At 67.5% G+C, this 23,262-nt stretch carries 18 protein-coding genes; 4 read left to right on the top strand and 14 right to left on the bottom strand.

Going from position 1 to position 23,262, the window contains the following annotated elements:
• Nucleotides 1–75 precede the first annotated feature (75 nt).
• The 14 genes from tuf to ACFW3D_RS12640 form a co-directional block, all read right to left on the bottom strand.
• Nucleotides 76–1,269, bottom strand: a complete 1,194-nt coding sequence (gene tuf, locus ACFW3D_RS12705) for an elongation factor Tu (protein ID WP_319135252.1) — start codon at nucleotides 1,267–1,269, stop codon at nucleotides 76–78.
• Nucleotides 1,270–1,429: 160 nt separating this feature from the next.
• A complete protein-coding gene (gene fusA / locus ACFW3D_RS12700; protein WP_500504084.1) occupies nucleotides 1,430–3,559 on the bottom strand; it encodes an elongation factor G in 2,130 nt (709 codons plus the stop codon).
• A 39-nt stretch (nucleotides 3,560–3,598) separates the two neighbouring features.
• Complete coding sequence (gene rpsG / locus ACFW3D_RS12695) at nucleotides 3,599–4,069, bottom strand: 30S ribosomal protein S7 (RefSeq protein ID WP_018558864.1); 471 nt, start codon at nucleotides 4,067–4,069, stop codon at nucleotides 3,599–3,601.
• Nucleotides 4,070–4,071: 2 nt separating this feature from the next.
• Nucleotides 4,072–4,443, bottom strand: coding sequence for a 30S ribosomal protein S12 (gene rpsL, locus ACFW3D_RS12690; RefSeq protein WP_014144289.1), 372 nt, complete (start codon nucleotides 4,441–4,443; stop codon nucleotides 4,072–4,074).
• Between the two features lie 297 nt (nucleotides 4,444–4,740).
• A complete protein-coding gene (locus tag ACFW3D_RS12685; protein WP_500504083.1) occupies nucleotides 4,741–5,172 on the bottom strand; it encodes a DUF1707 and DUF4190 domain-containing protein in 432 nt (143 codons plus the stop codon).
• Nucleotides 5,173–5,353: 181 nt separating this feature from the next.
• Nucleotides 5,354–9,253: a DNA-directed RNA polymerase subunit beta' gene (locus tag ACFW3D_RS12680; protein WP_500504082.1), complete on the bottom strand. Its 3,900-nt coding sequence runs from the start codon at nucleotides 9,251–9,253 to the stop codon at nucleotides 5,354–5,356.
• Between the two features lie 97 nt (nucleotides 9,254–9,350).
• A complete protein-coding gene (gene rpoB / locus ACFW3D_RS12675; protein ID WP_500504081.1) occupies nucleotides 9,351–12,839 on the bottom strand; it encodes a DNA-directed RNA polymerase subunit beta in 3,489 nt (1,162 codons plus the stop codon).
• A gap of 565 nt (nucleotides 12,840–13,404) precedes the next feature.
• On the bottom strand, nucleotides 13,405–13,788 hold the full coding sequence (gene rplL, locus ACFW3D_RS12670; RefSeq protein WP_500504080.1) for a 50S ribosomal protein L7/L12: 384 nt from the start codon (nucleotides 13,786–13,788) through the stop codon (nucleotides 13,405–13,407).
• Nucleotides 13,789–13,869: 81 nt separating this feature from the next.
• Nucleotides 13,870–14,424 carry a 50S ribosomal protein L10 gene (gene rplJ / locus ACFW3D_RS12665; protein ID WP_089226434.1) on the bottom strand — a complete coding sequence of 185 codons (555 nt, stop codon included), beginning with the start codon at nucleotides 14,422–14,424 and terminating at the stop codon, nucleotides 13,870–13,872.
• Between the two features lie 270 nt (nucleotides 14,425–14,694).
• Nucleotides 14,695–15,648 carry an SCO4651 family lipoprotein gene (locus ACFW3D_RS12660; protein WP_500504079.1) on the bottom strand — a complete coding sequence of 318 codons (954 nt, stop codon included), beginning with the start codon at nucleotides 15,646–15,648 and terminating at the stop codon, nucleotides 14,695–14,697.
• A 164-nt stretch (nucleotides 15,649–15,812) separates the two neighbouring features.
• Nucleotides 15,813–16,538, bottom strand: a complete 726-nt coding sequence (rplA, locus tag ACFW3D_RS12655) for a 50S ribosomal protein L1 (protein WP_500504078.1) — start codon at nucleotides 16,536–16,538, stop codon at nucleotides 15,813–15,815.
• Between the two features lie 74 nt (nucleotides 16,539–16,612).
• Complete coding sequence (rplK, locus tag ACFW3D_RS12650; RefSeq protein ID WP_319135229.1) at nucleotides 16,613–17,047, bottom strand: 50S ribosomal protein L11; 435 nt, start codon at nucleotides 17,045–17,047, stop codon at nucleotides 16,613–16,615.
• Between the two features lie 976 nt (nucleotides 17,048–18,023).
• Entirely contained in the window at nucleotides 18,024–18,536 is a 513-nt protein-coding gene (locus tag ACFW3D_RS12645) for a hypothetical protein (protein WP_500504077.1), read from the bottom strand.
• A 538-nt stretch (nucleotides 18,537–19,074) separates the two neighbouring features.
• Nucleotides 19,075–19,812, bottom strand: coding sequence for a GntR family transcriptional regulator (locus ACFW3D_RS12640; RefSeq protein ID WP_500504076.1), 738 nt, complete (start codon nucleotides 19,810–19,812; stop codon nucleotides 19,075–19,077).
• Between the two features lie 174 nt (nucleotides 19,813–19,986).
• Here ACFW3D_RS12640 and ACFW3D_RS12635 point away from each other — a divergent pair, with 174 nt between their 5' ends.
• The 4 genes from ACFW3D_RS12635 to ACFW3D_RS12620 are packed head-to-tail and all read left to right on the top strand — an operon-like array spanning nucleotide 19,987 to nucleotide 23,211.
• A complete protein-coding gene (locus ACFW3D_RS12635) occupies nucleotides 19,987–20,331 on the top strand; it encodes a hypothetical protein (RefSeq protein ID WP_500504075.1) in 345 nt (114 codons plus the stop codon).
• Nucleotides 20,332–20,357: 26 nt separating this feature from the next.
• Nucleotides 20,358–21,764 (top strand): replication initiator protein RepSA, encoded by a 1,407-nt coding sequence (repSA, locus tag ACFW3D_RS12630; RefSeq protein ID WP_500504096.1) that lies wholly within the window; start codon nucleotides 20,358–20,360, stop codon nucleotides 21,762–21,764.
• Nucleotides 21,765–21,766: 2 nt separating this feature from the next.
• Nucleotides 21,767–21,964: a helix-turn-helix transcriptional regulator gene (locus ACFW3D_RS12625; protein ID WP_500504095.1), complete on the top strand. Its 198-nt coding sequence runs from the start codon at nucleotides 21,767–21,769 to the stop codon at nucleotides 21,962–21,964.
• A complete protein-coding gene (locus ACFW3D_RS12620) occupies nucleotides 21,964–23,211 on the top strand; it encodes a tyrosine-type recombinase/integrase (protein WP_500504074.1) in 1,248 nt (415 codons plus the stop codon). Before ACFW3D_RS12625 ends, ACFW3D_RS12620 begins: the two co-directional genes overlap by 1 nt.
• Nucleotides 23,212–23,262 lie beyond the last annotated feature (51 nt).

Raw genomic sequence — 23,262 nt, 5'->3', positions numbered from 1 at the left:
CCGGCCCACCGCGTGAGCGGTGGGCCGGGGCCCTCGTGCAACTCGCCTAAGGCAAGCGGCTGATCGCCGGGATCCTTACTTCAGGATCTTGGTGACCTGGCCGGCGCCGACGGTCCGGCCACCCTCGCGGATGGCGAACTTCAGGCCCTCCTCCATGGCGATCGGCTGGATCAGCGCGACCGTCATGGCGGTGTTGTCGCCCGGCATGACCATCTCGGTGCCCTCGGGGAGGGTCACGACGCCGGTCACGTCCGTGGTACGGAAGTAGAACTGCGGGCGGTAGTTGTTGAAGAACGGGGTGTGACGACCACCCTCGTCCTTCGACAGGATGTAGGCCTGGGCCTCGAAGTCGGTGTGCGGCGTGACCGAACCCGGCTTGATGATGACCTGGCCGCGCTCGACGTCCTCGCGCTTGATGCCGCGGAGCAGCAGACCGACGTTCTCACCGGCCTGGCCCTCGTCGAGCAGCTTGCGGAACATCTCGATGCCGGTGACCGTGGTGGTGGTCTTCTCGGTCTTGATGCCGATGATGTCCACGGTCTCGTTGACCTTGAGGATACCGCGCTCGATACGACCGGTGACGACGGTGCCACGACCGGTGATCGTGAAGACGTCCTCGATCGGCATCAGGAACGGCTTGTCGACGTCACGCTCGGGGGTGGGGACGGCCTCGTCCACGGCCTTCATGAGGCCGAGGAGCTTCTCGCCCCACTCCTTGTCGCCCTCGAGGGCCTTGAGCGCCGAGACGCGCACGACCGGCAGGTCGTCGCCCGGGAACTCGTACTCGGAGAGCAGCTCACGGACCTCGAGCTCGACGAGCTCCAGGATCTCCTCGTCGTCCACCATGTCGGCCTTGTTCAGGGCGACGACGATGTACGGGACGCCGACCTGGCGGGCCAGGAGCACGTGCTCCTTGGTCTGCGGCATCGGGCCGTCGGTGGCGGCGACCACGAGGATGGCGCCGTCCATCTGCGCGGCACCGGTGATCATGTTCTTGATGTAGTCCGCGTGACCCGGGCAGTCGACGTGGGCGTAGTGGCGCGCCTCGGTCTGGTACTCGACGTGCGCGATGGAGATGGTGATACCGCGCTGGCGCTCCTCGGGAGCCTTGTCGATCTGGTCGAAGGCCGAGGCCTCGTTCAGGTCCGGGTACGCGTCGTGCAGCACCTTGGTAATGGCGGCCGTGAGGGTCGTCTTACCGTGGTCGATGTGACCGATGGTGCCGATGTTGACGTGCGGCTTAGTCCGCTCGAACTTCGCCTTCGCCACTGGGGTCCTCCTGTGGAGTTGCTGTACGCCTTACTTCATCGGCGCCAGGGTGATCTTTGCTGGGTTGCGGGCGGCCGGGGCATCCGACGCTCCCCTTGCGGTTCGCGGCGGAATGCCCCCAAGCCTCCCGGTCAAGCCTAGTGCGAGAAGAACTGCTGGGTTACTCGCCCTTGGCCTTCGCGATGATCTCCTCGGCGACGTTCTTGGGAACCTCGGCGTAGGAGTCGAACTGCATCGAGTAGCTCGCGCGACCCGACGTCTTGCTGCGGAGGTCGCCGACGTAGCCGAACATCTCCGAGAGCGGTACCAGGCCCTTGACGACCCGGGCGCCGCTGCGCTCCTCCATGGCCTGGATCTGGCCACGGCGGGAGTTGAGGTCGCCGATGACGTCGCCCATGGACTCCTCGGGCGTGGTGACCTCGACGGCCATCATCGGCTCGAGGAGGACGGGGCTCGCCTTGCGGGCGCCCTCCTTGAAGGCCTGCGAACCGGCGATCTTGAACGCCAGCTCGGAGGAGTCGACCTCGTGGTAGCCACCGTCGATCAGGGTGACGCGAACGCCGACCATCTCGTAGCCGGCCAGGATGCCGAACTTCATGGCCTCCTGGGCACCCGCGTCCACCGAGGGGATGTACTCACGGGGGATGCGGCCACCGGTGACCTTGTTGACGAACTCGTAGGAGGCGTCTCCGCCCTCCAGCGGCTCCAGCGCGATCTGCACCTTGGCGAACTGACCGGTACCACCGGTCTGCTTCTTGTGCGTGTAGTCGATCCGCTCGACCGCCTTGCGGATGGTCTCGCGGTAGGCGACCTGGGGCTTGCCCACGTTCGCCTCGACCTTGAACTCGCGCTTCATGCGGTCGACCAGCACCTCGAGGTGCAGCTCGCCCATGCCGCCGATGATCGTCTGGCCGGTCTCCTCGTCCGAGTGGACCTGGAAGGAGGGGTCCTCCTCCGAGAGACGCTGGATGGCGACACCCAGCTTCTCCTGGTCGCCCTTGGACTTGGGCTCGATCGCGACCTGGATGACCGGAGCCGGGAAGTCCATGGACTCCAGGATCACCGGGTTCTTGTCGTCGGACAGCGTCTCACCGGTGGTGGTCTGCTTCAGGCCCATGACGGCGACGATGTCGCCGGCGCCCACCGAGTCGATCTCCTCACGCTTGTTCGCGTGCATGCGGTAGATCTTGCCGATGCGCTCCTTCTTGCCCTTGACGGAGTTCAGCACGGAACTGCCGGACTCCAGGCGGCCCGAGTACACCCGGACGAAGGTGAGCTTGCCGAGGTGCGGGTCGCTCATGATCTTGAACGCGAGGCCGGAGAAGGGCTCGTCGTCCGAGGGCTTGCGCTTGATGATCTGCTCGGCGTCGCCGACGGCGTGGCCCTCGATGGCCTCGACGTCCAGCGGCGACGGCAGGTAGCGCACGACCGCGTCGAGCAGGGGCTGGACGCCCTTGTTCTTGAACGCGGTGCCGCAGAACACCGGGGTGACGGTGACGGAGCCCGCGCCGCCCTTGGAGGCGAGGGTGATGCGGCGGATGGCCGCGATCAGCTGCTCCTGGCTGGGCTCGGTGCCCTCCAGGTACAGCTCCATCATCTCTTCGTCGTTCTCGGCGACGGCCTCGAGCAGCTTGCCGCGCCACTCCTCGGCCGCCTCGGTGTGCGTGTCCGGGATGTCGACGACGTCGTACATCTCGCCCTTGGTGGCCTCGGCGGACCACACGAGGGCCTTCATCTGGACGAGGTCGACCACGCCCTTGAAGTCGGCCTCGGCACCGATCGGCAGCTGCATGACCAGCGGAACCGCGCCCAGGCGGTCCACGATCATGTCGACGCAGCGGTGGAACTCGGCGCCGGTGCGGTCGAGCTTGTTGACGAAGCAGATGCGCGGCACACCGTAGCGGTCCGCCTGACGCCAGACGGTCTCGGACTGCGGCTCGACACCGGCGACACCGTCGAACACCGTGACGGCACCGTCGAGCACGCGCAGCGAGCGCTCCACCTCGACGGTGAAGTCGACGTGACCCGGGGTGTCGATGATGTTGATGGTGTGGTCGACGTTGTCCAGCGGCCAGTGGCAGGTCGTCGCGGCCGACGTGATCGTGATGCCGCGCTCCTGCTCCTGCTCCATCCAGTCCATGGTGGCAGCGCCGTCGTGGACCTCACCGATCTTGTACGAGACACCGGTGTAAAACAGGATCCGCTCGGTGGTCGTCGTCTTGCCCGCGTCGATGTGGGCCATGATCCCGATGTTGCGGACCCTGGCCAGGTCAAGTGAAGTGGTAGCCATAAGGCTTCAGTCTTCTCTCGGTTCTCGATGGGGTAGCGACTACCAGCGGTAGTGCGCGAAGGCCTTGTTGGACTCGGCCATCTTGTGGGTGTCCTCGCGGCGCTTGACCGCGGCGCCCAGACCGTTGCTGGCGTCCATCAGCTCGTTCATCAGACGCTCGGTCATGGTCTTCTCGCGACGGGCGCGGGAGTAGCCCACGAGCCAGCGCAGCGCGAGGGTGTTGGCGCGGCCGGGGCGGACCTCGATCGGCACCTGGTAGGTCGCGCCACCGACACGGCGGGACTTGACCTCGAGGGAGGGCTTGACGTTCTCCAGGGCGCGCTTGAGCGTGATGACCGGGTCCTGGCCGGTCTTCTCGCGCAGGCCCTCGAGGGCGCCGTACACGATGCGCTCGGCGGTGGAGCGCTTGCCGTGCAGGAGGATCTTGTTGACGAGCGACGTCACCAGAGGAGAACCGTAGACCGGGTCGATGATGACCGGGCGCTTCGGGGCGGGGCCCTTACGAGGCATTCTTACTTCTCCTTCTTGGCGCCGTAGCGGCTGCGGGCCTGCTTGCGGTTCTTGACACCCTGGGTGTCGAGCGAACCGCGGATGATCTTGTAGCGAACACCCGGCAGGTCCTTCACACGGCCACCACGCACGAGCACGATGGAGTGCTCCTGCAGGTTGTGACCCTCACCCGGGATGTAAGCGGTGACCTCGATGCCGCTGGTCAGTCGCACACGGGCGACCTTGCGCAGGGCAGAGTTCGGCTTCTTCGGGGTGGTCGTGTAGACGCGCGTGCAGACGCCACGGCGCTGCGGGGAACCCTTCAGCGCAGGCGTCTTGTTCTTCTCGACCTTGTCCTGCCGGCCCTTTCGGACCAGCTGCTGGATCGTAGGCACCGTTTCTCCGGTTTCTGTGTGCCGACTCGATACTTCTAACCTGGGGTTCAGCGGCTCACGCCGACCCACGCGGTCGGGTGTGTCGCGCACCTCATACGATTTCCGCCGAAGTGAAAGTTCGTATTTGTCGGTGTATCGGCCTCGGTGTCCCGCACGGACAAGTGCACGCACGAGAACCCGGGCACACCCCAGGCACAAGGTCAGAGCGTACCCAGCGCTCAGCCTTCGGTCAAAACATATGGTCTCGGCCGATGCCGCACCCTCCCGCCGGGCCCCTGCGGGCTCGCGTGAACGCACTCAGCCGTGACTGACCGCCACTACCACCATAACGACGATCGCGGTGAGCGCGACCGTGAACGCGGTCAGCAGGTACCCCATCACCAGGCCGCACACCGCGAGGGCGTCACCCCGCTCGCCCGTGCGCCGGATCTCCCGCCGCGCCATGTGCCCCAGCACCACGGCCGGTATCCCGGGGATCACCAGACCGAACATCCCCACCGCGCCGCAGACCAGCGAGGCGACCGCCTTGGCGTTGACGGGCGGCGGCGGGGTGGGCAGCCGGCGGGGGCGCGGGATGTCCGCGGTGAGTCCGTACAGCTCCTGGTACGTCACCGCCTGGTAGGCCAGCCCGACCCGGTCCTCGAACTCCGGCTGGGACAGGCGGCCTTCGGCGAACGCCGTCTTGAGCACGTCCACCGTACGCTCACGATCATCGTTCGCAGCCCGCATCGCTCCATTATGCCCGGAAAACCACGTTCCGAGGGCGTCCCGTCGCACGGTCGGCCGGACCGCGCCGCCCCGGACCCGGACGGACCCGCCCGGGAGGGCCCACAAGCCGTCCAGGGCGGCGGAAAACCGCTGGGCGGCCACCCCCGAAGGGATGGCCGCCCAGCGGCTTCGAGCGGACGACTCAGCCGTTGTACGGGCCGTAGTCGTAGTCCTCCAGCGGGACGGCCTGGCCGGAGCCGGTGCCGAACGGGCTGTAGTCGATGTCGTCGTAGCCGACGGCCGAGTACATCGCGGCCTTGGCCTCCTCGGTCGGCTCGACCCGGATGTTGCGGTAGCGGGACAGACCCGTACCGGCCGGGATGAGCTTACCGATGATGACGTTCTCCTTGAGGCCCAGCAGGGAGTCGGACTTGGCGTGGATCGCCGCGTCCGTCAGGACCCTGGTCGTCTCCTGGAAGGAGGCGGCCGACAGCCAGGACTCGGTGGCCAGCGAGGCCTTGGTGATACCCATCAGCTGCGGACGGCCGGAGGCCGGGTGGCCACCCTCCGCCACGACCCGACGGTTCTCGGTCTCGAAGCGGCCGCGCTCGACCAGCTCGCCCGGCAGCAGCTCCGCGTCGCCGGACTCGATGATCGTCACCCGGCGGAGCATCTGCCGGATGATGATCTCGATGTGCTTGTCGTGGATCGACACACCCTGCGAGTTGTAGACCTTCTGCACTTCCCCGACCAGGTGGACCTGGACGGCCCGCTGACCCAGGATGCGCAGCACGTCGTGCGGGTTGGTGGCACCCACGGTCAGCTTCTCGCCGACCTCGACGTGGTCGCCCTCGCCCACCAGCAGACGGGCACGCTTGGAGATCGGGTAGGCGATCTCCTCGGCACCGTCGTCCGGGGTGATGACGATCTTCTTGGTCTTCTCGGTCTCCTCGATCCGGATGCGCCCCGCCGCCTCCGAGATCGGGGCGACACCCTTGGGGGTGCGCGCCTCGAAGAGCTCGACGACACGCGGCAGACCCTGGGTGATGTCGTCACCGGCCACACCACCGGTGTGGAAGGTACGCATCGTCAGCTGGGTGCCGGGCTCACCGATGGACTGGGCGGCGATGATGCCGACCGCCTCACCGATGTCCACCAGCTTGCCGGTCGCCAGCGAACGGCCGTAGCACATCGCGCAGGTGCCCACCGCGGACTCGCAGGTCAGGACCGAGCGGGTCTTGACCTCCTCGACGCCGTTGTGGATGAGCAGCTCGATGAGCACGTCGCCCAGGTCGGTGCCGGCGGTGGCCAGCACCTTGCCGTCCACCACGACGTCCTCGGCGAGGCAGCGCGCGTACACGCTGGTCTCGACGTCGTCCGTCTTGCGCAGCGAACCGTCCTCGGAGCGCTCGGCGATCGCCAGCTTGAGGCCGCGCTCGGTGCCGCAGTCCTCCTCGCGGATGATGACGTCCTGGGAGACGTCGACCAGACGACGCGTCAGGTAACCGGAGTCGGCGGTACGCAGGGCGGTGTCCGCGAGACCCTTACGGGCACCGTGGGTGGAGATGAAGTACTCCAGCACGGTGAGACCCTCGCGGAACGACGCCTTGATCGGCCGCGGGATGGTCTCGTTCTTCGCGTTGGACACCAGACCACGCATACCCGCGATCTGACGCATCTGCATCATGTTTCCGCGGGCACCCGAGTCGACCATCATGAAGATCGGGTTGGTCTTCGGGAAGTTCGCGTTCATCGCCTCGGCGACCTCGTTGGTCGCCTTGGTCCAGATCGCGATCAGCTCCTGCGTGCGCTCGTCCTTGGTGATCAGACCGCGCTCGTACTGCTTCTGGACCTTCTCGTCCTGTGCCTCGTAGCCCGCGATGATGGCCTTCTTGGCCTCGGGCACGACCACGTCGGAGATGGCCACGGTGACACCGGAACGGGTCGCCCAGTGGAAGCCCGACGCCTTCAGGTTGTCGAGCGTCGCCGCCACGATGACCTTCGGGTAGCGCTCGGCGAGGTCGTTGACGATCTCGGAGAGCTGCTTCTTGCCGACCGGGTAGTCCACGAACGGGTAGTCCTCGGGCAGCAGCTCGTTGAAGAGCGCACGGCCCAGGGTCGTGTTCAGCCGGAAGGTGTCACCGAGCTGCCACGGCTCCTCGCCCTCCACGTCCGCCGGCGGGGTCCAGCCACGCGGCGGGACGGTGCCGATCGGGAAGCGGATGTCGATCCTCGACTGCAGCGAGAGCTCCCGCGCGTCGAAGGCCATGATCGCCTCGGCGACCGAGCCGAAGGAACGGCCCTCGCCCTTGACCTCGCGCTCCTCCGCGTCCGTGGTGAGGAAGAACAGACCCAGGACCATGTCCTGCGTCGGCATCGTCACCGGACGGCCGTCGGCGGGCTTGAGGATGTTGTTCGAGGACAGCATCAGGATGCGGGCCTCGGCCTGCGCCTCCGCGGACAGCGGCAGGTGCACGGCCATCTGGTCGCCGTCGAAGTCCGCGTTGAACGCGGTGCAGACGAGGGGGTGGATCTGGATGGCCTTGCCCTCGACCAGCTGCGGCTCGAAGGCCTGGATGCCGAGGCGGTGCAGGGTCGGCGCACGGTTCAGCAGCACCGGGTGCTCGGCGATGACCTCTTCGAGCACGTCGTACACGACCGTGCGGCCGCGCTCGACCATGCGCTTGGCCGACTTGATGTTCTGCGCGTGGTTCAGGTCCACCAGGCGCTTCATCACGAACGGCTTGAAGAGCTCCAGCGCCATGGCCTTGGGGAGACCGCACTGGTGCAGCTTGAGCTGCGGGCCGACGACGATGACCGAACGGGCCGAGTAGTCGACGCGCTTGCCGAGCAGGTTCTGGCGGAACCGGCCCTGCTTGCCCTTGAGCATGTCGGACAGCGACTTCAGCGGACGGTTGCCGGGGCCCGTGACCGGGCGGCCGCGGCGGCCGTTGTCGAAGAGCGCGTCGACGGCCTCCTGAAGCATGCGCTTCTCGTTGTTCACGATGATCTCGGGGGCACCGAGGTCGAGGAGGCGCTTGAGGCGGTTGTTGCGGTTGATGACGCGGCGGTACAGGTCGTTCAGGTCGGAGGTCGCGAAGCGGCCACCGTCCAGCTGCACCATCGGACGCAGGTCCGGCGGGATCACCGGGACGCAGTCCAGCACCATGCCCTGCGGCTTGTTGGTGGTCTGCAGGAAGGCGGAGACGACCTTGAGGCGCTTGAGCGCACGGGTCTTCTTCTGGCCCTTGCCGGTACGGATGATCTCGCGGAGCTTGGCGGCCTCCTCGTCCAGGTCGAAGGACTCCAGGCGCTTCTGCAGCGCCGCGGCACCCATCGAACCCTGGAAGTAGGTGCCGAAGCGCTCCCGCAGCTCGCGGTAGAGCAGCTCGTCACCCTCCAGGTCCTGGACCTTGAGGTTCTTGAAGCGGGACCACACCTCGTCGAGCCGGTCGAGCTCGCGCTGGGCACGGTCGCGCAGCTGCTTCATCTCGCGCTCCGCGCCCTCGCGCACCTTGCGGCGCACGTCGGACTTGGCGCCCTCGGCCTCCAGCTCGCCGAGGTCGGCCTCGAGCTTCTTCTGCCGGGACTCGATGTCCGAGTCGCGGCGCTGCTCGATCTGCTGACGCTCGACGGAGACCTGGGCCTCCAGCGAGGACAGGTCGCGCGTGCGACGCTCGTCGTCCACCCACGTGATCATGTAGGCGGCGAAGTAGATGACCTTCTCGAGGTCCTTCGGGGCGAGGTCGAGCAGGTAGCCCAGCCGCGACGGAACGCCCTTGAAGTACCAGATGTGGGTCACGGGAGCGGCCAGCTCGATGTGGCCCATCCGCTCACGACGCACCTTGGCGCGAGTGACCTCGACGCCGCAGCGCTCGCAGATGATGCCCTTGAAGCGGACACGCTTGTACTTGCCGCAGTAGCACTCCCAGTCCCGGGTGGGGCCGAAGATCTTCTCGCAGAAGAGTCCGTCCTTCTCGGGCTTCAGGGTGCGGTAGTTGATGGTCTCAGGCTTCTTGACCTCGCCGTGGGACCACTGCCGGATGTCGTCCGCGGTCGCAAGGCCGATCCGCAGCTCGTCGAAGAAGTTGACGTCGAGCACTTTGTCGTCAATCCCTCTTTCGGGGTCGAAAGTCAAACATGTCTGAACGGTCCGGGGGAGGCGGGGAGCCGCTCACGGCGGCTCCCCGGCCGGCCCGTCAGACCTCTTCGACGCTGCTCGGCTCGCGCCGGGACAGGTCGATTCCGAGCTCCTCCGCCGCGCGGAAGACGTCCTCGTCCGTGTCGCGCATCTCGATGGACATGCCGTCCGAGGACAGCACCTCCACGTTGAGGCAGAGCGACTGCATTTCCTTGATGAGCACCTTGAAGGACTCGGGAATGCCCGGCTCGGGGATGTTCTCGCCCTTGACGATGGCCTCGTAGACCTTCACGCGGCCCAGGACGTCGTCGGACTTGATGGTGAGGAGTTCCTGCAGCGCGTAGGCCGCGCCATACGCCTCAAGGGCCCACACCTCCATCTCACCGAAGCGCTGACCACCGAACTGCGCCTTACCACCCAGCGGCTGCTGGGTGATCATCGAGTACGGACCGGTGGAGCGGGCGTGCAGCTTGTCGTCCACCAGGTGGTGCAGCTTGAGGATGTACATGTAGCCGACCGAGATCGGGTCCGGGAACGGCTCGCCGGAGCGGCCGTCGAAGAGCCGGGCCTTGCCGGAGGGCAGCACCATGCGCCGGCCGTCGCGGTTCGGGATCGTGGCCTCGAAGAGACCGGCGATCTCGTCCTCGCGGGCACCGTCGAACACCGGGGTGGCGACGTTGGTGCCGGGCTCGACGCGGTCGGCGCCGATCGCCGTGAGGCGGCGCGCCCACTCGTCACCGAGGCCGGAGACGTCCCAGCCCTGGGCGGCGAGCCAGCCGAGGTGGATCTCCAGGACCTGTCCCGGGTTCATTCGGGACGGGACACCCAGCGGGTTGAGGATGATGTCGACCGGGGTGCCGTCCTCCAGGAACGGCATGTCCTCGATCGGCAGGATCTTGGAGATGACGCCCTTGTTGCCGTGGCGGCCGGCGAGCTTGTCACCGTCGGTGATCTTGCGCTTCTGCGCCACGTAGACGCGGACCAGCTGGTTCACGCCCGGCGGCAGCTCGTCGCCCTCCTCGCGGTCGAAGACGCGCACGCCGATGACCTTGCCGGTCTCGCCGTGCGGCACCTTCAGCGAGGTGTCACGGACCTCACGGGCCTTCTCGCCGAAGATCGCGCGCAGCAGGCGCTCCTCCGGGGTCAGCTCGGTCTCGCCCTTCGGGGTGACCTTGCCGACCAGGATGTCGCCGGCGACGACCTCGGCACCGATGCGGATGATGCCGCGCTCGTCGAGGTCGGCCAGGACCTCCTCGGAGACGTTCGGGATGTCCCGGGTGATCTCCTCGGGGCCGAGCTTGGTGTCACGGGCGTCGACCTCGTGCTCCTCGATGTGGATCGAGGAGAGGACGTCGTCCTGCACCAGGCGCTGGCTGAGGATGATCGCGTCCTCGTAGTTGTGGCCCTCCCACGGCATGAACGCCACCAGGAGGTTCTTGCCCAGCGCCATCTCACCGCGCTCGGTGGACGGGCCGTCGGCGAGCACCTGGCCGGCGATCACGCGGGCGCCCTCGTCCACGACGACCTTCTGGTTGAAGGACGTGCCCTGGTTCGAGCGGGAGAACTTGGCCACCCGGTAGGTGTTGTAGGTGCCGTCGTCGTTGGCGACGGTGATGTAGTCCGCGGAGACCTCCTGGACCACACCGTCCTTGTCGGCCTTGATGACGTCACCGGCGTCGACCGCGCAGCGGTACTCCATGCCGGTGCCGACCAGCGGGGCCTGCGCCTTGAGCAGCGGCACGGCCTGGCGCATCATGTTCGATCCCATGAGCGCGCGGTTGGCGTCGTCGTGCTCGAGGAACGGGATCATGGCGGTCGCGACCGACACCATCTGGCGCGGCGAGACGTCCATGTAGTCGACGTCCTCACCCGGGACGTAGTCGATCTCGCCACCACGGCGGCGCACCAGGACGCGGGACTCCGCGAAGTGGTCGTCGTCGGTCAGCGGGGCGTTCGCCTGGGCGATGACGTAGCGGTCCTCCTCGTCAGCCGTGAGGAAGTTGACCTCGTCGGTGACGACACCGTTCTCGTCGACCTTGCGGTACGGGGTCTCCACGAAGCCGAACGCGTTGACCCGGCCGTAGGAGGCCAGCGAGCCGATCAGACCGATGTTCGGGCCTTCGGGGGTCTCGATCGGGCACATGCGTCCGTAGTGGGACGGGTGCACGTCACGGACCTCGAAGCCGGCCCGCTCACGGGACAGACCACCGGGGCCCAGCGCGGACAGACGGCGCTTGTGGGTCAGGCCCGACAGCGGGTTCGTCTGGTCCATGAACTGGGACAGCTGGCTGGTGCCGAAGAACTCCTTGATGGAGGCGACGACCGGCCGGATGTTGATCAGGGTCTGCGGCGTGATCGCCTCGACGTCCTGGGTGGTCATCCGCTCGCGGACGACGCGCTCCATACGGGCCAGACCCGTGCGGACCTGGTTCTGGATGAGCTCGCCGACATTGCGCAGACGACGGTTGCCGAAGTGGTCGATGTCGTCGACCTCGACGACCACGGAGGAACCGTTGTCGCCGGTGGTCTCGGTCTCGCCCGCGTGCAGCTTGACCAGGTACTTGATCGCCGAGATGACGTCCTCGACGGTCAGCACGCCGGCGTCGAGCGGCGCGTCGGCACCCAGCTTCTTGTTGATCTTGTAGCGGCCGACCTTGGCCAGGTCGTAGCGCTTGGGGTTGAAGTAGAGGTTCTCGAGCAGCGTCTGCGCGGCCTCACGGGTCGGCGGCTCGCCCGGACGCAGCTTGCGGTAGATGTCGAGCAGCGCGTCGTCCTGGCCCTGGGTGTGGTCCTTCTCCAGGGTGGCGCGCATGGACTCGTACTCGCCGAACTCCTCGAGGATCTGCTCGGTGGTCCAGCCGAGCGCCTTCAGGAGGACGGTGACGGACTGCTTGCGCTTGCGGTCGATGCGGACGCCGACCATGTCGCGCTTGTCGATCTCCATCTCCAGCCAGGCACCACGCGAGGGGATGACCTTGGCGGAGTAGATGTCCTTGTCGGACGTCTTGTCGATCTGGCTGTCGAAGTAGACACCCGGCGAGCGCACCAGCTGGGACACCACGACACGCTCGGTGCCGTTGATGACGAAGGTGCCCTTGTTGGTCATGAGCGGGAAGTCGCCCATGAAGACCGTCTGGGACTTGATCTCGCCGGTCTCGTTGTTGGTGAACTCGGCGGTGACGAAGAGCGGGGCGGCGTACGTGAAGTCGCGCTCCTTGCACTCGTCGATCGAGTTCTTCGGAGGCTCGAAACGGTGGTCGCGGAAGGTCAGCGACATCGACCCGGAGAAGTCCTCGATCGGCGAGATCTCCTCGAAGATCTCCTCCAGACCGGACTTGGTGGGGACGTCCTGGCCACTGTCCAGGGCCGCCTCGACGCGAGCCTTCCAGGCGGCGTTGCCGAGGAGCCAGTCAAAGCTCTCGGTCTGCAGCGCGAGGAGGTTCGGGACCTCGAGGGGCTCCTTGATCTTCGCGAAAGAGATGCGCAGCGGGGCGGTGCTTGCGCCGTTGTTCGTATTGGCAGTCGAGGCGTTGCGCGAGGCGGCCAAGAGGGGGTCCTTCCGAGGGCTCGGACTCACTACGCGCGTACCGGTTCCGCCCCCGGGCGCAGACAAGGATGTCCTGGTCAGGACGGTTCCTCATGTGTGCTCAGGCTTGGGCTTGCCCCTGGTGACGGGCCAGGCGACAGCTAACAGGCAGCGCAAAGGGTCAGTGTAGCCACTTGGCACACTGATGTCCAGTGCAGAGTTTCGGAGACCGGTGCTGCACCAATCTCGTCCTCCGGAGGGGTCTCTGGGATCCCCTTGTTGTGAGCCGTCATGCCCTCGTTCGCGCTTGCCAGGTGAGGCATTCCCGCATCGCCCTCGTTCCATGCCTCGGTACATGGCCGATGTGACGACGCGTCCTGAGAATCGCGCGCTGCGTGCGGTTCGTCAAGGCCTCCGCCCCGCGGAGATCGTCACAGCTCCAGGAAGTCGACGGCCCCGGAACGGTGATGATCACCCTACCCGGGTCGGTCGCCGGACCGGGTGACGCACCACGCAAACGACCGAGGGCGGCCACCCGAAAGGGTGGCCGCCCCGCGGCTGATCAGCCCCTCGGAAGGGGCAGCGATCACTTGACCTCGACAGCCGCGCCCGCGGCCTTGAGGGACTCGGCGGCCTTCTCTGCGGCCTCCTTGTTGACCTTCTCGAGGACCGGCTTCGGGGTGCCGTCGACGAGGTCCTTGGCCTCCTTCAGACCCAGGGAGGTCAGCTCGCGCACGACCTTGATGACCTGGATCTTCTTGTCGCCGGCGCCGGTGAGGATGACGTCGAACTCGTCCTTCTCCTCCTCGGCCTCGGCGACCGGGGCACCCGGGCCCGCAACGCCGACGGCGACCGGGGCGGCGGCGGTGACGTCGAACTTGTCCTCGAAGGCCTTCACGAACTCGGAGAGCTCGATGAGGGTCATCTCCTCGAACTGGGCGAGCAGGTCGTCCTGGCTGAGCTTCGCCATGATGGCGGTCCTTCCACTAATTCGGCTGGTGCCGGATGTACATGTCGGCGGGCGTACGGGCCCGCTAGAGCACGGGAGTGGTTACTCCGCGTCCTCGGCGGGAGCCGGCGTACCGGCACCGCCCTGCTCGGCCTTGGCACGAAGCGCTTCCACGGTGCGGACGAGCTTCGAGGGCAGGGCCTGGAAGACAGCAGCGGCCTGGCCCTGCTTGGCCTTCATGGCACCCGCCAGCTTGGCGAGCAGCACCTCGCGGGACTCGAGGTCCGCGAGCTTCTTGATCTCATCGGCGGACAGCGGCTTGCCGTCAAGCACACCGCCCTTGATGATGAGGTTCGGGTTCTCCTTGGCGAAGTCACGGAGACCCTTCGCCGACTCCACCGGGTCACCGGTGACGAAGGCGACCGCCGTCGGACCCGCGAACAGGTCGTCCAGAGCGGTGATCCCGGCCTCGTTGGCCGCGATCTTGGTCAGCGTGTTCTTCACCACGGCGTACTGGGCGTTCTCACCGAGCGAACGGCGCAGCGTCTTGAGCTGCGCCACGGTGAGACCGCGGTACTCGGTCAGCACGGCGGCGTTGGAGCTGCGGAACTTGTCCGTCAGCTCGGCAACCGAACCGGCCTTGTCGGGCCTCGCCATAGAGCCTCGGCCTCCTTCCGGGTGATTCGGACCGCACGGGAAGGGGCCGGGCAAAACAAACGCCCCGGCGCAGGCGCACGGGGCGTGACTCGACCGGAACCGCGGGAGCGCTTCCGGGAGTACATCCACTGTCACCTGCGCGGGCCGTCCGCATCAGCGGATCCTTCGGCTGCCGCACCCTCGCGGGCGCGCCAGCAACCAGCGGTCTTTGGCTTCCCCAGAAGGGTACGGGAACGGATCCGCGCCAGGCAAATCCGTTCCCGGCGCAGGTCAGCCCGTCAGGCCGGTGCCCCCGTCCAGGCCGGACGCCTTCATGTCCTTGAGCATCCCGAAGAGGTCCAACGTGTCCTTCGCCGGCGGCGCCGCGACGCTCACCCCGGTGCCGTAGTCGGAGTAGGAGGCGCTCATGCGGAGCGTGCCCTGGGGAGTCTTCATCCCCACGACCATCTTCACCGGGTAGTGGTCCTGGTTGACCCAGATCTCGGTGTCGTACCCCTTGATGCCGGCCTTCCGCACGTTGTCGATGAGGGCCTTGCGCTCCTTCTCGGAGAGGACGCCGGTCGCCTTGTTGGCGTCCACCATCTCCTCGAAGCTCAGCGTGCCCTTGTAGTGGTCCGCCTGGACGCCGTCGACCTTCTCCGCGCCGACGTGCTTCAGGCTGGGCGACTGGAGCAGCAGGGCGAGCTGCTCGGCCGGGTCCTGGTTCATGTTGCCCAGGCCTCCGGTCATCTTCTTCTGCAGCTCCTCGCTGCCGCTCACCTCGGCCGCGGCCTTCAGGTCCAGCTTCATCCAGTGCTTGCCGTCCATCTGGGCGGCCTGCTTCTCCCCCATGTCCATGTACATGGCCTGGTCCAGCATGATCATGCGGATCCGGGAGGGGGCGTCGGGGTCGGCGTCGGTGAGGGCGTCGCCCTCCATGGTGACGTCCATGACCGCCGGGTCCCAGCCCTGCACGCCGGTGATCCGCATGGTGCCGCCGCCCTGGGCGCCGGCCGGCATGGTCATCGTCATACGGACCTTGGCGGACTTGGCCTCCGAGGTCTTCTTGAAGGCGGCCTGGATGGCCTTGGCGATGTCGCCCTGCGCCTGGACGGCCTCGTGGGGCGCGTCGGCCTTCTTGCGCTTCTTGCTGCCCCCGTCGCCGTCGTCGCAGCCCGCGAGCCCGACCACGACGACCACGGCCGCCAGACCGACGCCCAGACGCTTCGCTGCCGACAAGCTCATGAAAACCCCACCCCATACGGTCCGTGATTTCTCGGTCCCCCGTGGAACCGCTCGTCACGTTAACGCACCGCACCGACACAGTCGTACGAAAAAACCGGCCCCGCGCCTCCCGGAGGAGGTGCGGGGCCGGTTCACATCACACGAGCCGCAGGGGCCCGACCCGGTCAGACGGCGGCCGGGTCCTCCTCGACGAGGAGGTTGCGGGTGCGGTTCGGGTCGATCGGGATGCCGGGGCCGATCGTGGTGCTGATGGCCGCCTTCTTGATGTAACGGCCCTTGGCGGCGGACGGCTTCAGACGCAGGATCTCGTCCAGGGCCGCGCCGTAGTTCTCGACCAGCTGCTGCTCACCGAACGAGGTCTTGCCGATGATGAAGTGCAGGTTCGAGTGCTTGTCGACGCGGAACTCGATCTTGCCGCCCTTGATCTCCGTGACGGCCTTGGCCACGTCGGGGGTGACGGTGCCGGTCTTCGGGTTCGGCATCAGACCACGGGGGCCGAGGACGCGGCCGAGGCGGCCGACCTTGCCCATGAGGTCCGGGGTGGCGACGACGGCGTCGAAGTCCAGACGGCCCTTCGCGACCTCGTCGATCAGCTCGTCGGCGCCGACGATGTCGGCGCCCGCGGCACGTGCGGCCTCGGCACGGTCACCGGTCGCGAAGACCAGGACCCGGGCGGTCTTACCGGTGCCGTGCGGAAGGTTCACGGTGCCACGGACCATCTGGTCGGCCTTGCGCGGGTCGACGCCCAGACGGAAGGCAACCTCGACGGTGCCGTCGAACTTGCTGGTGGAGGTGTCCTTGGCGAGACGGACGGCCTCGAGCGGGGCGTACAGACGCTCCCGGTCGATCTTGGCGTCCGCAGCCCGGAGGGACTTGCTGCGCTTGCTCACTACTGCTCCTGTGTGTCTTGAGGAGTCGTGGTGCGGGCCGAGCAGGCCCTGCCACGGAACTGCTGGTGGAGTGGTCAGCCCTCGACCGTGATGCCCATGGAACGCGCGGTGCCGGCGATGATCTTCTCGGCGGCGTCCAGGTCGTTCGCGTTCAGGTCGGGCAGCTTGGTCGTGGCGATCTCGCGGACCTGGTCACGCGTAAGCTTCGCGACCTTGGTCTTGTGCGGCTCGCCGGAGCCCTTCTCCACACCCGCGGCCTTGAGGATCATGCGGGAGGCCGGCGGGGTCTTGGTGATGAAGGTGAAGGAACGGTCCTCGTAGACCGTGATCTCCACCGGGATCACCCAGCCACGCTGCGACTCGGTGGCCGCGTTGTAGGCCTTGCAGAACTCCATGATGTTCACGCCGTGCTGACCCAGTGCCGGGCCGACCGGCGGGGCCGGGTTGGCCGCACCAGCGTTGATCTGGAGCTTGATAAGCCCCGTGACCTTCTTCTTCTTGGGAGGCATGTGCTCTCTCCGGGTCCTAGTGAGAGTTTTCCTGCCTGCGAGCAGGCATACCGCACCACGATAGCGGGTATCGTGCCCAGCTCTGAAACCGGGCAGGTCAGACAAGCCCTCCGCCGGTGCCGTCCGGCGTCTGCCGCCCCCGTCGACCCGTGCCTCCCGGGCACCCCGCAGGGCCCCGCGGAGCCACGTCACGGACCTCCCACCGGCCACCGGACCGCCGGCCCGCCAACCGCCGCCGTACGCGCAAGAGCCCCCGCCCGGCGGGAAACCGCGGGCAGGGGCTCTTCCGGTGTTCGGGTCCGGCTAGTTCTTCTGGAAGTGGCGTGAGTCCCTGCCCACCTGGGACTTCGCGAGGGATCAACGCTGTGACCTGGGGCTGTGCCGTCAACGGTTGTCAGCGTTGGTCATTGTTGTGCGCCCTCGGACGGCCCAGAGACGGCCCGGGGCGACCGAATTCGTTATTCGCTTGCTGCCGCTGATCGCGTACGGGCCTGCTTTCTTGATCGCCGGTAGCGGTGCCATCGTGGGGACAACTCGCCAGCAACCAGCATGAACAGGGCAAAGGCTCCAGATGTCATCCAACCTGCCGGTTCGCCGGTCACCTTCCCCATCAACCAAAACAGCAATGTGGCGATGACCCATGCAGCGAGCCAAGAACCACCACGTCTTATCCAGGGAGCCTTCACGAGCGAAACCATACGTCTCGCGGCGCGCGCTGTGGCACAGGTGGTGAAGCTACGGCCGGAGCATCAGTTTGGAAGACGTCGTATGCGGGTGGCCGCTGACCTGGCGACGCCCTGACTTGGCCCGGAGCGAGGTTGGCGCCGCCGTTCCCCGCGAGTCCCCGCTGCGTCCCCTCGGAACGGGCACGCAGCGGGCACGACGTCCGTCGGCTCCCGCATAGGCCGGCAGCGAAGCCGGAACCGGCTGGGTGTCGCGTAATGGCACCGACTGGGCAGGCGGCCAGCTGCGGGTCTCAGTCTGTCTGCGGCAGGCCGACCTCGGCGTTCCACTGGCGGAAGAGGTCCCCGCAGGTGGTGGAGGGTGTCGGAGACCGTTCGGCGAGTGTGATCAACGCGTGGCGTAGTTCCCTGCTTAGTTGGAAGATCCGGAGGCTGTATGGCCCGCCCCTGTAGATGTAGAGGCGGAAGACGCCGACCAACTGTCCGTCACGGGTGCCGTCGGCGAAGGTGACTGGGACCCCGGCAAGCAGTTCGATGTCGCTCTTGCCGGTTGCCGCATCGGCCACGGCCATGAGGGGCAAGGAGTCGAATTCGTAGGCTGACAGGGAACCTTCGGCTGCGGCAGCATGGGCGGCCAGGGCGGCGAAGATTTCGATTAGCTGTTCGCCTTCCACCTTGCTTATGCCCCGCGCCTGCAGGTTCTCGTGGCGGCTATCGCGGCGCCATAGCTCCTGGTCCACCAATGGCAGCAGAACATGGCCCAGGTGAACGCAGCGATGCCACAGCAGGTCGTGGTCTGAGGTCACGGTTCATCCTCCCTACGCCAGTGGAGGGCCTGCTGTCGAGGACCAGCCTCCGCCCCGCAGCGCAGGCCCCCAATTTCCCATTACACGCAGCCCACGTACAGAAGGGGGCTGCGCGCCGTCCCGTGCCCCGGCCCCGGCGAGTGAGTAACAGCCGCACACGGGCGTTGGCGCGATCTTTGGCCGGTGGCCTGCCTGGGCTGGGGTCGAGCATGGCCAGGGGGCCTTACGCTGGCCGCGGATCGGGCTGGCTCCTGCCTGCCCGCAATAAGCCCGATCGGCCCCCTGGTCTTGTTCGACGTCGGGTCCCGGACCGGGGAGGTGGCTAAAGATCGTGTCGGCGCCCGCCCCAGCCACCGCGGTTCTCACCTCATGCCCCGGCCTACCTTTGCTGGCGCGCGGTGGCGGACGGCGCGCCGAGCGGGGCGAAGACTGGAGCGTGGGCGCGGCCGGACGCGGGCCGCGCGCCCGGCGGAGCGTGAGCGACGCCGGGTGTCTTGATCGAGGTAGAGAAACCTGTAACTGATCCGGCTGTGCCGGTCTACTCCAGGTCGTAGTCGGCTGCCAGCTCTCGGTCGGCGCCCATGAAGTCGCGGGCGTACTCGGTCACCTGGCCGTGCTGGTCCCAGTAGTGGTTTGCCATGGTCAGCGCCAGCGTCCCGGCTTCGACTTCGAGGAGCTGCGCGATGTCCTCGGGCACGGGCCGGACCGACACCACGTCGCGCCGCTTGATCGCCCTGCGGCCGGTTCGGTCCTCGATCAGACCGAAGGTCATTTTGGGGAGCGGGCCTGTCGAGATCAGCTCGGGGGCCGCGTCGGCCAGGTCGCCGGGGAGCCAGGACGTGGAGAGCGCGATCACTCCGTCTTCGTCCAGGTACTTGCGTCGGCGCTGGACCACGGGCGTGCCCTCGTCCACCTCCAGTGCGTCGGCGACCTCGGCGGTTGCGGGGACGAGTTCGGCGCTCACGATCTCCACTCGTTCGCCGGGGCGGAATCCGCTTCCGGTCGTGCGCTGCAACTGAAGGCGGTCGGGTCCTGTCGTGACCTTGCTCGGCATGCGTGCCACCGTCCCAATCCCAGTGATCGTCTCGGCGTACCCCTCTGCCCGCAGCACTGCGGCTACCCGAGTAGCCGTCCCGACCGAAACGCCTTCGTCGCGGATGATGTCGCGGACAGACGGAATACGGTCTCCGACCTGGATCTCGCCGCGCTCGATCCTGCCCTTGATCTGGGCGGCGATGCGCCGATACGGGGGCAGTGCGGGCGAGGTGCCGGTCATCGTGTCGCTCCTGTTCTAAAGCACTTCAGTACACCCCTTGACTGGGGTTGGCGCTCTAGAACACTATAGAACCGTCCCCGCCTATCCCAACAGGTGCGGACAAGACAGAGGGCGCGGTGCCCGCCTGCCAGCAAAGTCACCGCGCCCATGGATTCCCCGAAGGGAAGTTCCATCATGCCCGCAACGCTCGCTGTCCGTCCCGCGAAACTCGCCGACGCCGTGTGCGGCAGCTGCCTGGGCTCCGGCGAAGAGACCGACAAGGACGGTTCGCTGACCGGCCTGCCCGGTGTGGTGCTGCCGTGCGGAGAGTGCAGCGCTCACAACCTGCATGACCGGCCCGGCGAGCACTGCCCCTGCTGGGTGCCGGCCTGGGAGCACAACGGCGGCCACACCGGCTGGGTGCCGATCCCGCTGAACTACATCGAAGACGACAGCCCGCTGTTCACGGCCTGCATGCGCCACAACACCGCCGTCCGCGCGGCCCTGCTCACCGCCCCGGTGGGGATGGTGGCCGCGTGACCTTGACGTCCGTTGCCCCGGCGGTCGTGGCTGATGCTGCGGCCGCCTGCGGCACTGAACCCCTGACCCTGGCCGACGCCCTGAGGGTCGCCAACGATCCGGGCTTCGAGCGCTGGCGGGAACAGGTCCAACGCACCGGCGGCTGCGCCGACCCGATCCACTTGCAAGGCGCCACGGTCACCCGGGACGTGGCTACCGGCCAGGTCCTCTACTCGTACTCGACCGAGCATGAGCCCGGCGGCCGGTTACGCGTGGCCTGCGGCAATCGCCGTGCCTCCCGCTGCCCCTCGTGCGCGTGGATGTACGCCGGGGACGCCTACCGTCTCGTCCGCGCCGGCCTGACCGGGGACCGGCACATGGGCATCCCGGGCCGGGTCCGCGCACATCCGAAGGTGTTCGCCACACTCACCGCCCCCTCGTTCGGCCCAGTCCACAACCGCCCCGAGACCGGATGCTGCCGCTGCGGCACCGCCCACAGCGAGGGAGCCCCCGAACTGGGCACCCCCCTGGACCCGGACCGGTACGACTACGCCGCCGCGGTGCTGTGGAACAACCACGCGGGCGACCTATGGCGCCGCTTCACCATCTATCTGCGCCGTGAGATCGCCGCCCGCGCCGGTCTGACGCAAACCTCCATGCGGGAGCTGTGCCGGGTCTCCTTCGGAAAGGTCGCCGAGTACCAAAAGCGCGGGGCAGTCCACTTCCACGCCGTGGTGCGCCTGGACGGAGCAGCCGGACCGGACGACCCACCGCCCCCATGGGCGACCACTCCCCTGCTGACCGATGCGATCGAAGCCGCCGCGGCTCGGGTCTCGGTCCCCGTGCCCGCTGCCGACGACCATCCGGGCCGCGTCCTGCGCTGGGGCCAACAGGTCGACGTCCGCCCGATCGGCACCCACGACCAGGAGGGCGACAGCGATACGGATGCGGAGCTGACCGAACAGGTCGTTGCTGCGTACGTGGCCAAGTACGCCACCAAGGCAGCCGAAGCAACCGACACCGTCAACCACCGGATCGGCAACCGCGAAGCACTCGACCTGTTCGACCTCCCCGCCCACACGCGGCGGCTGATCGAAGTCTGCTTCGACCTGCACGACGCCTACCCGGACCGAAAGCTCCGGGCCTGGGCTCACATGCTCGGCTTCCGTGGCCACTTCCTCACCAAGTCGCGCCGCTACTCCTCGACCTTCGCCGAACGGCGCCAGGTCCGCGCCGACTACCGCGCCCGGCAGGAACGCCGCGAACGCGGACTCCCCGACCCCGACGAAACGGAGGGCTCCACGCTGATACTCGCCCACTGGACCTACGCCGGTCACGGCCACACTCCCGGCGAATCCTGGCTCGCCGCCTCGATCGCCCGGGACATCCGCATCAACCGAGACACCGCCCGCGAGGCACTCGCCGACCTCGCCACCGAGGAAGAGGGGTGGTGACCGTGGCCCGATCGCTCCCCACCCGCTACCTCTCCCCCGTCGACCTGGCCGACCTCCTGGGCGTTCCATTGGAAACCGTCTATCAGTGGCGCCGCAAGGGCACCGGTCCCCGCGGCTTCCGCATCGGCCGGCACCTGCGCTACGACCCCGAAGACGTTCGCCGCTGGGTGGCTGACCTGCTGGAAGGTGAGGCTGCCTGATGGCCGGACACGTCCAAGACCGCTGGTACAAAACCGTCGACGGCCCGGAGGGCAAGCCCGTCCGAGTCAAAACCGACCGCCACGGCATCGGCCTGCGCTACCGCGCTCGGTACGTCGCCCCGGACGGCACGGAGAAGTCGAAGAGCTTCCCCGACCGGCAGAAGCGGCTCGCCGATCAGTGGCTCTCTCACATCGAGGCCGACATGTCGCGCGGCCAGTACATCGACCCGATGGCCGGAAAGATCACGTTCAGGAAGTACGCCTTGGACTGGCTGGCCTCGCAGACAACCGACGCGGCAACACAGGTCGCGGTGGAAAGTCGTCTCCGGCTGCACGCATTCCCGCACCTGGGCAACCGCCCATTGGCGTCATTCCTGCCGTCGCACATCCGCGCGTGGGCTCGGCTGCTGGAGGACACGGGTGCTGGCGGCTCGTACCGGCGCGTGATCTTCGGCAATGTCTCAGCCGTGCTGTCGGCGGCGGTGGATGACGGCTATCTCGCACGCAACCCTTGCCGGGCTGGCTCGGTTCGTCCGCCCAGACCTGCCGCCGGACGGGTCACGCCGTGGCTGCCTGATCGCGTCTTCGCTGTCCGGGCCGGGACGCCCGATCGCCTGCGGGCCATGGTGGATGTCGGGGCGGGTTGCGGGCTCCGCCAAGGTGAGATCTTCGGCCTGGCGGTGGACGACGTAGATCCGCTGACTGGGGTACTGCACGTCACGCAGCAGGTGAAGCTGGTCAACGGGCATCTGCTCTTTTCACCGCCTAAGAACGGCAAGCTGCGAGACGTGCCGGTGCCGGATGCCGTCGCCTCCGCGCTCGCCACTCACATGACGGCCTTCCCGCCAGTGGAGATCACGTTGCCGTGGCTCCGTGTGGACGGGCCGCCTGTGACCAGGCTCCTCTACTTCACTGCGCTGGACGGCGGCCCGCTGCGCCGGAACGACTTCAACACCCACATTTGGAAACCCGCGCTCGCGGCGGCCGGTGTGATCCCGGTGCCGGGCCCCGGTGAGCGATACAAGGCGGCTCGCGAAGACGGCATGCACGCGCTTCGGCACTTCTACGCCTCCGTGCTGCTCGACGCCGGCGAGAGCATCAAGGCGGTCAGCGCCTACCTCGGTCACGCCGATGCGGGCTTCACTCTGCGGACGTACACCCACCTGATGCCGACCAGCGAGACCCGTACCCGCAAGGCGGTCGATGCCGTCTTCCGCAAGGCCCGGAGACGCTTGACGGCCCAGTGACGGCCCTCGGCACGCGAAAGAGCCCCTGCCCAACGGGAAACCGCTGGTCAG

It is taken from the genome of Streptomyces sp. NPDC058864 (genome assembly GCF_042742985.1).
Lineage (GTDB): Bacteria > Actinomycetota > Actinomycetes > Streptomycetales > Streptomycetaceae > Actinacidiphila.
The sequence above is the reverse complement of the archived record's forward strand: the minus strand, read 5'-3'. Positions and strand labels throughout refer to the sequence as shown.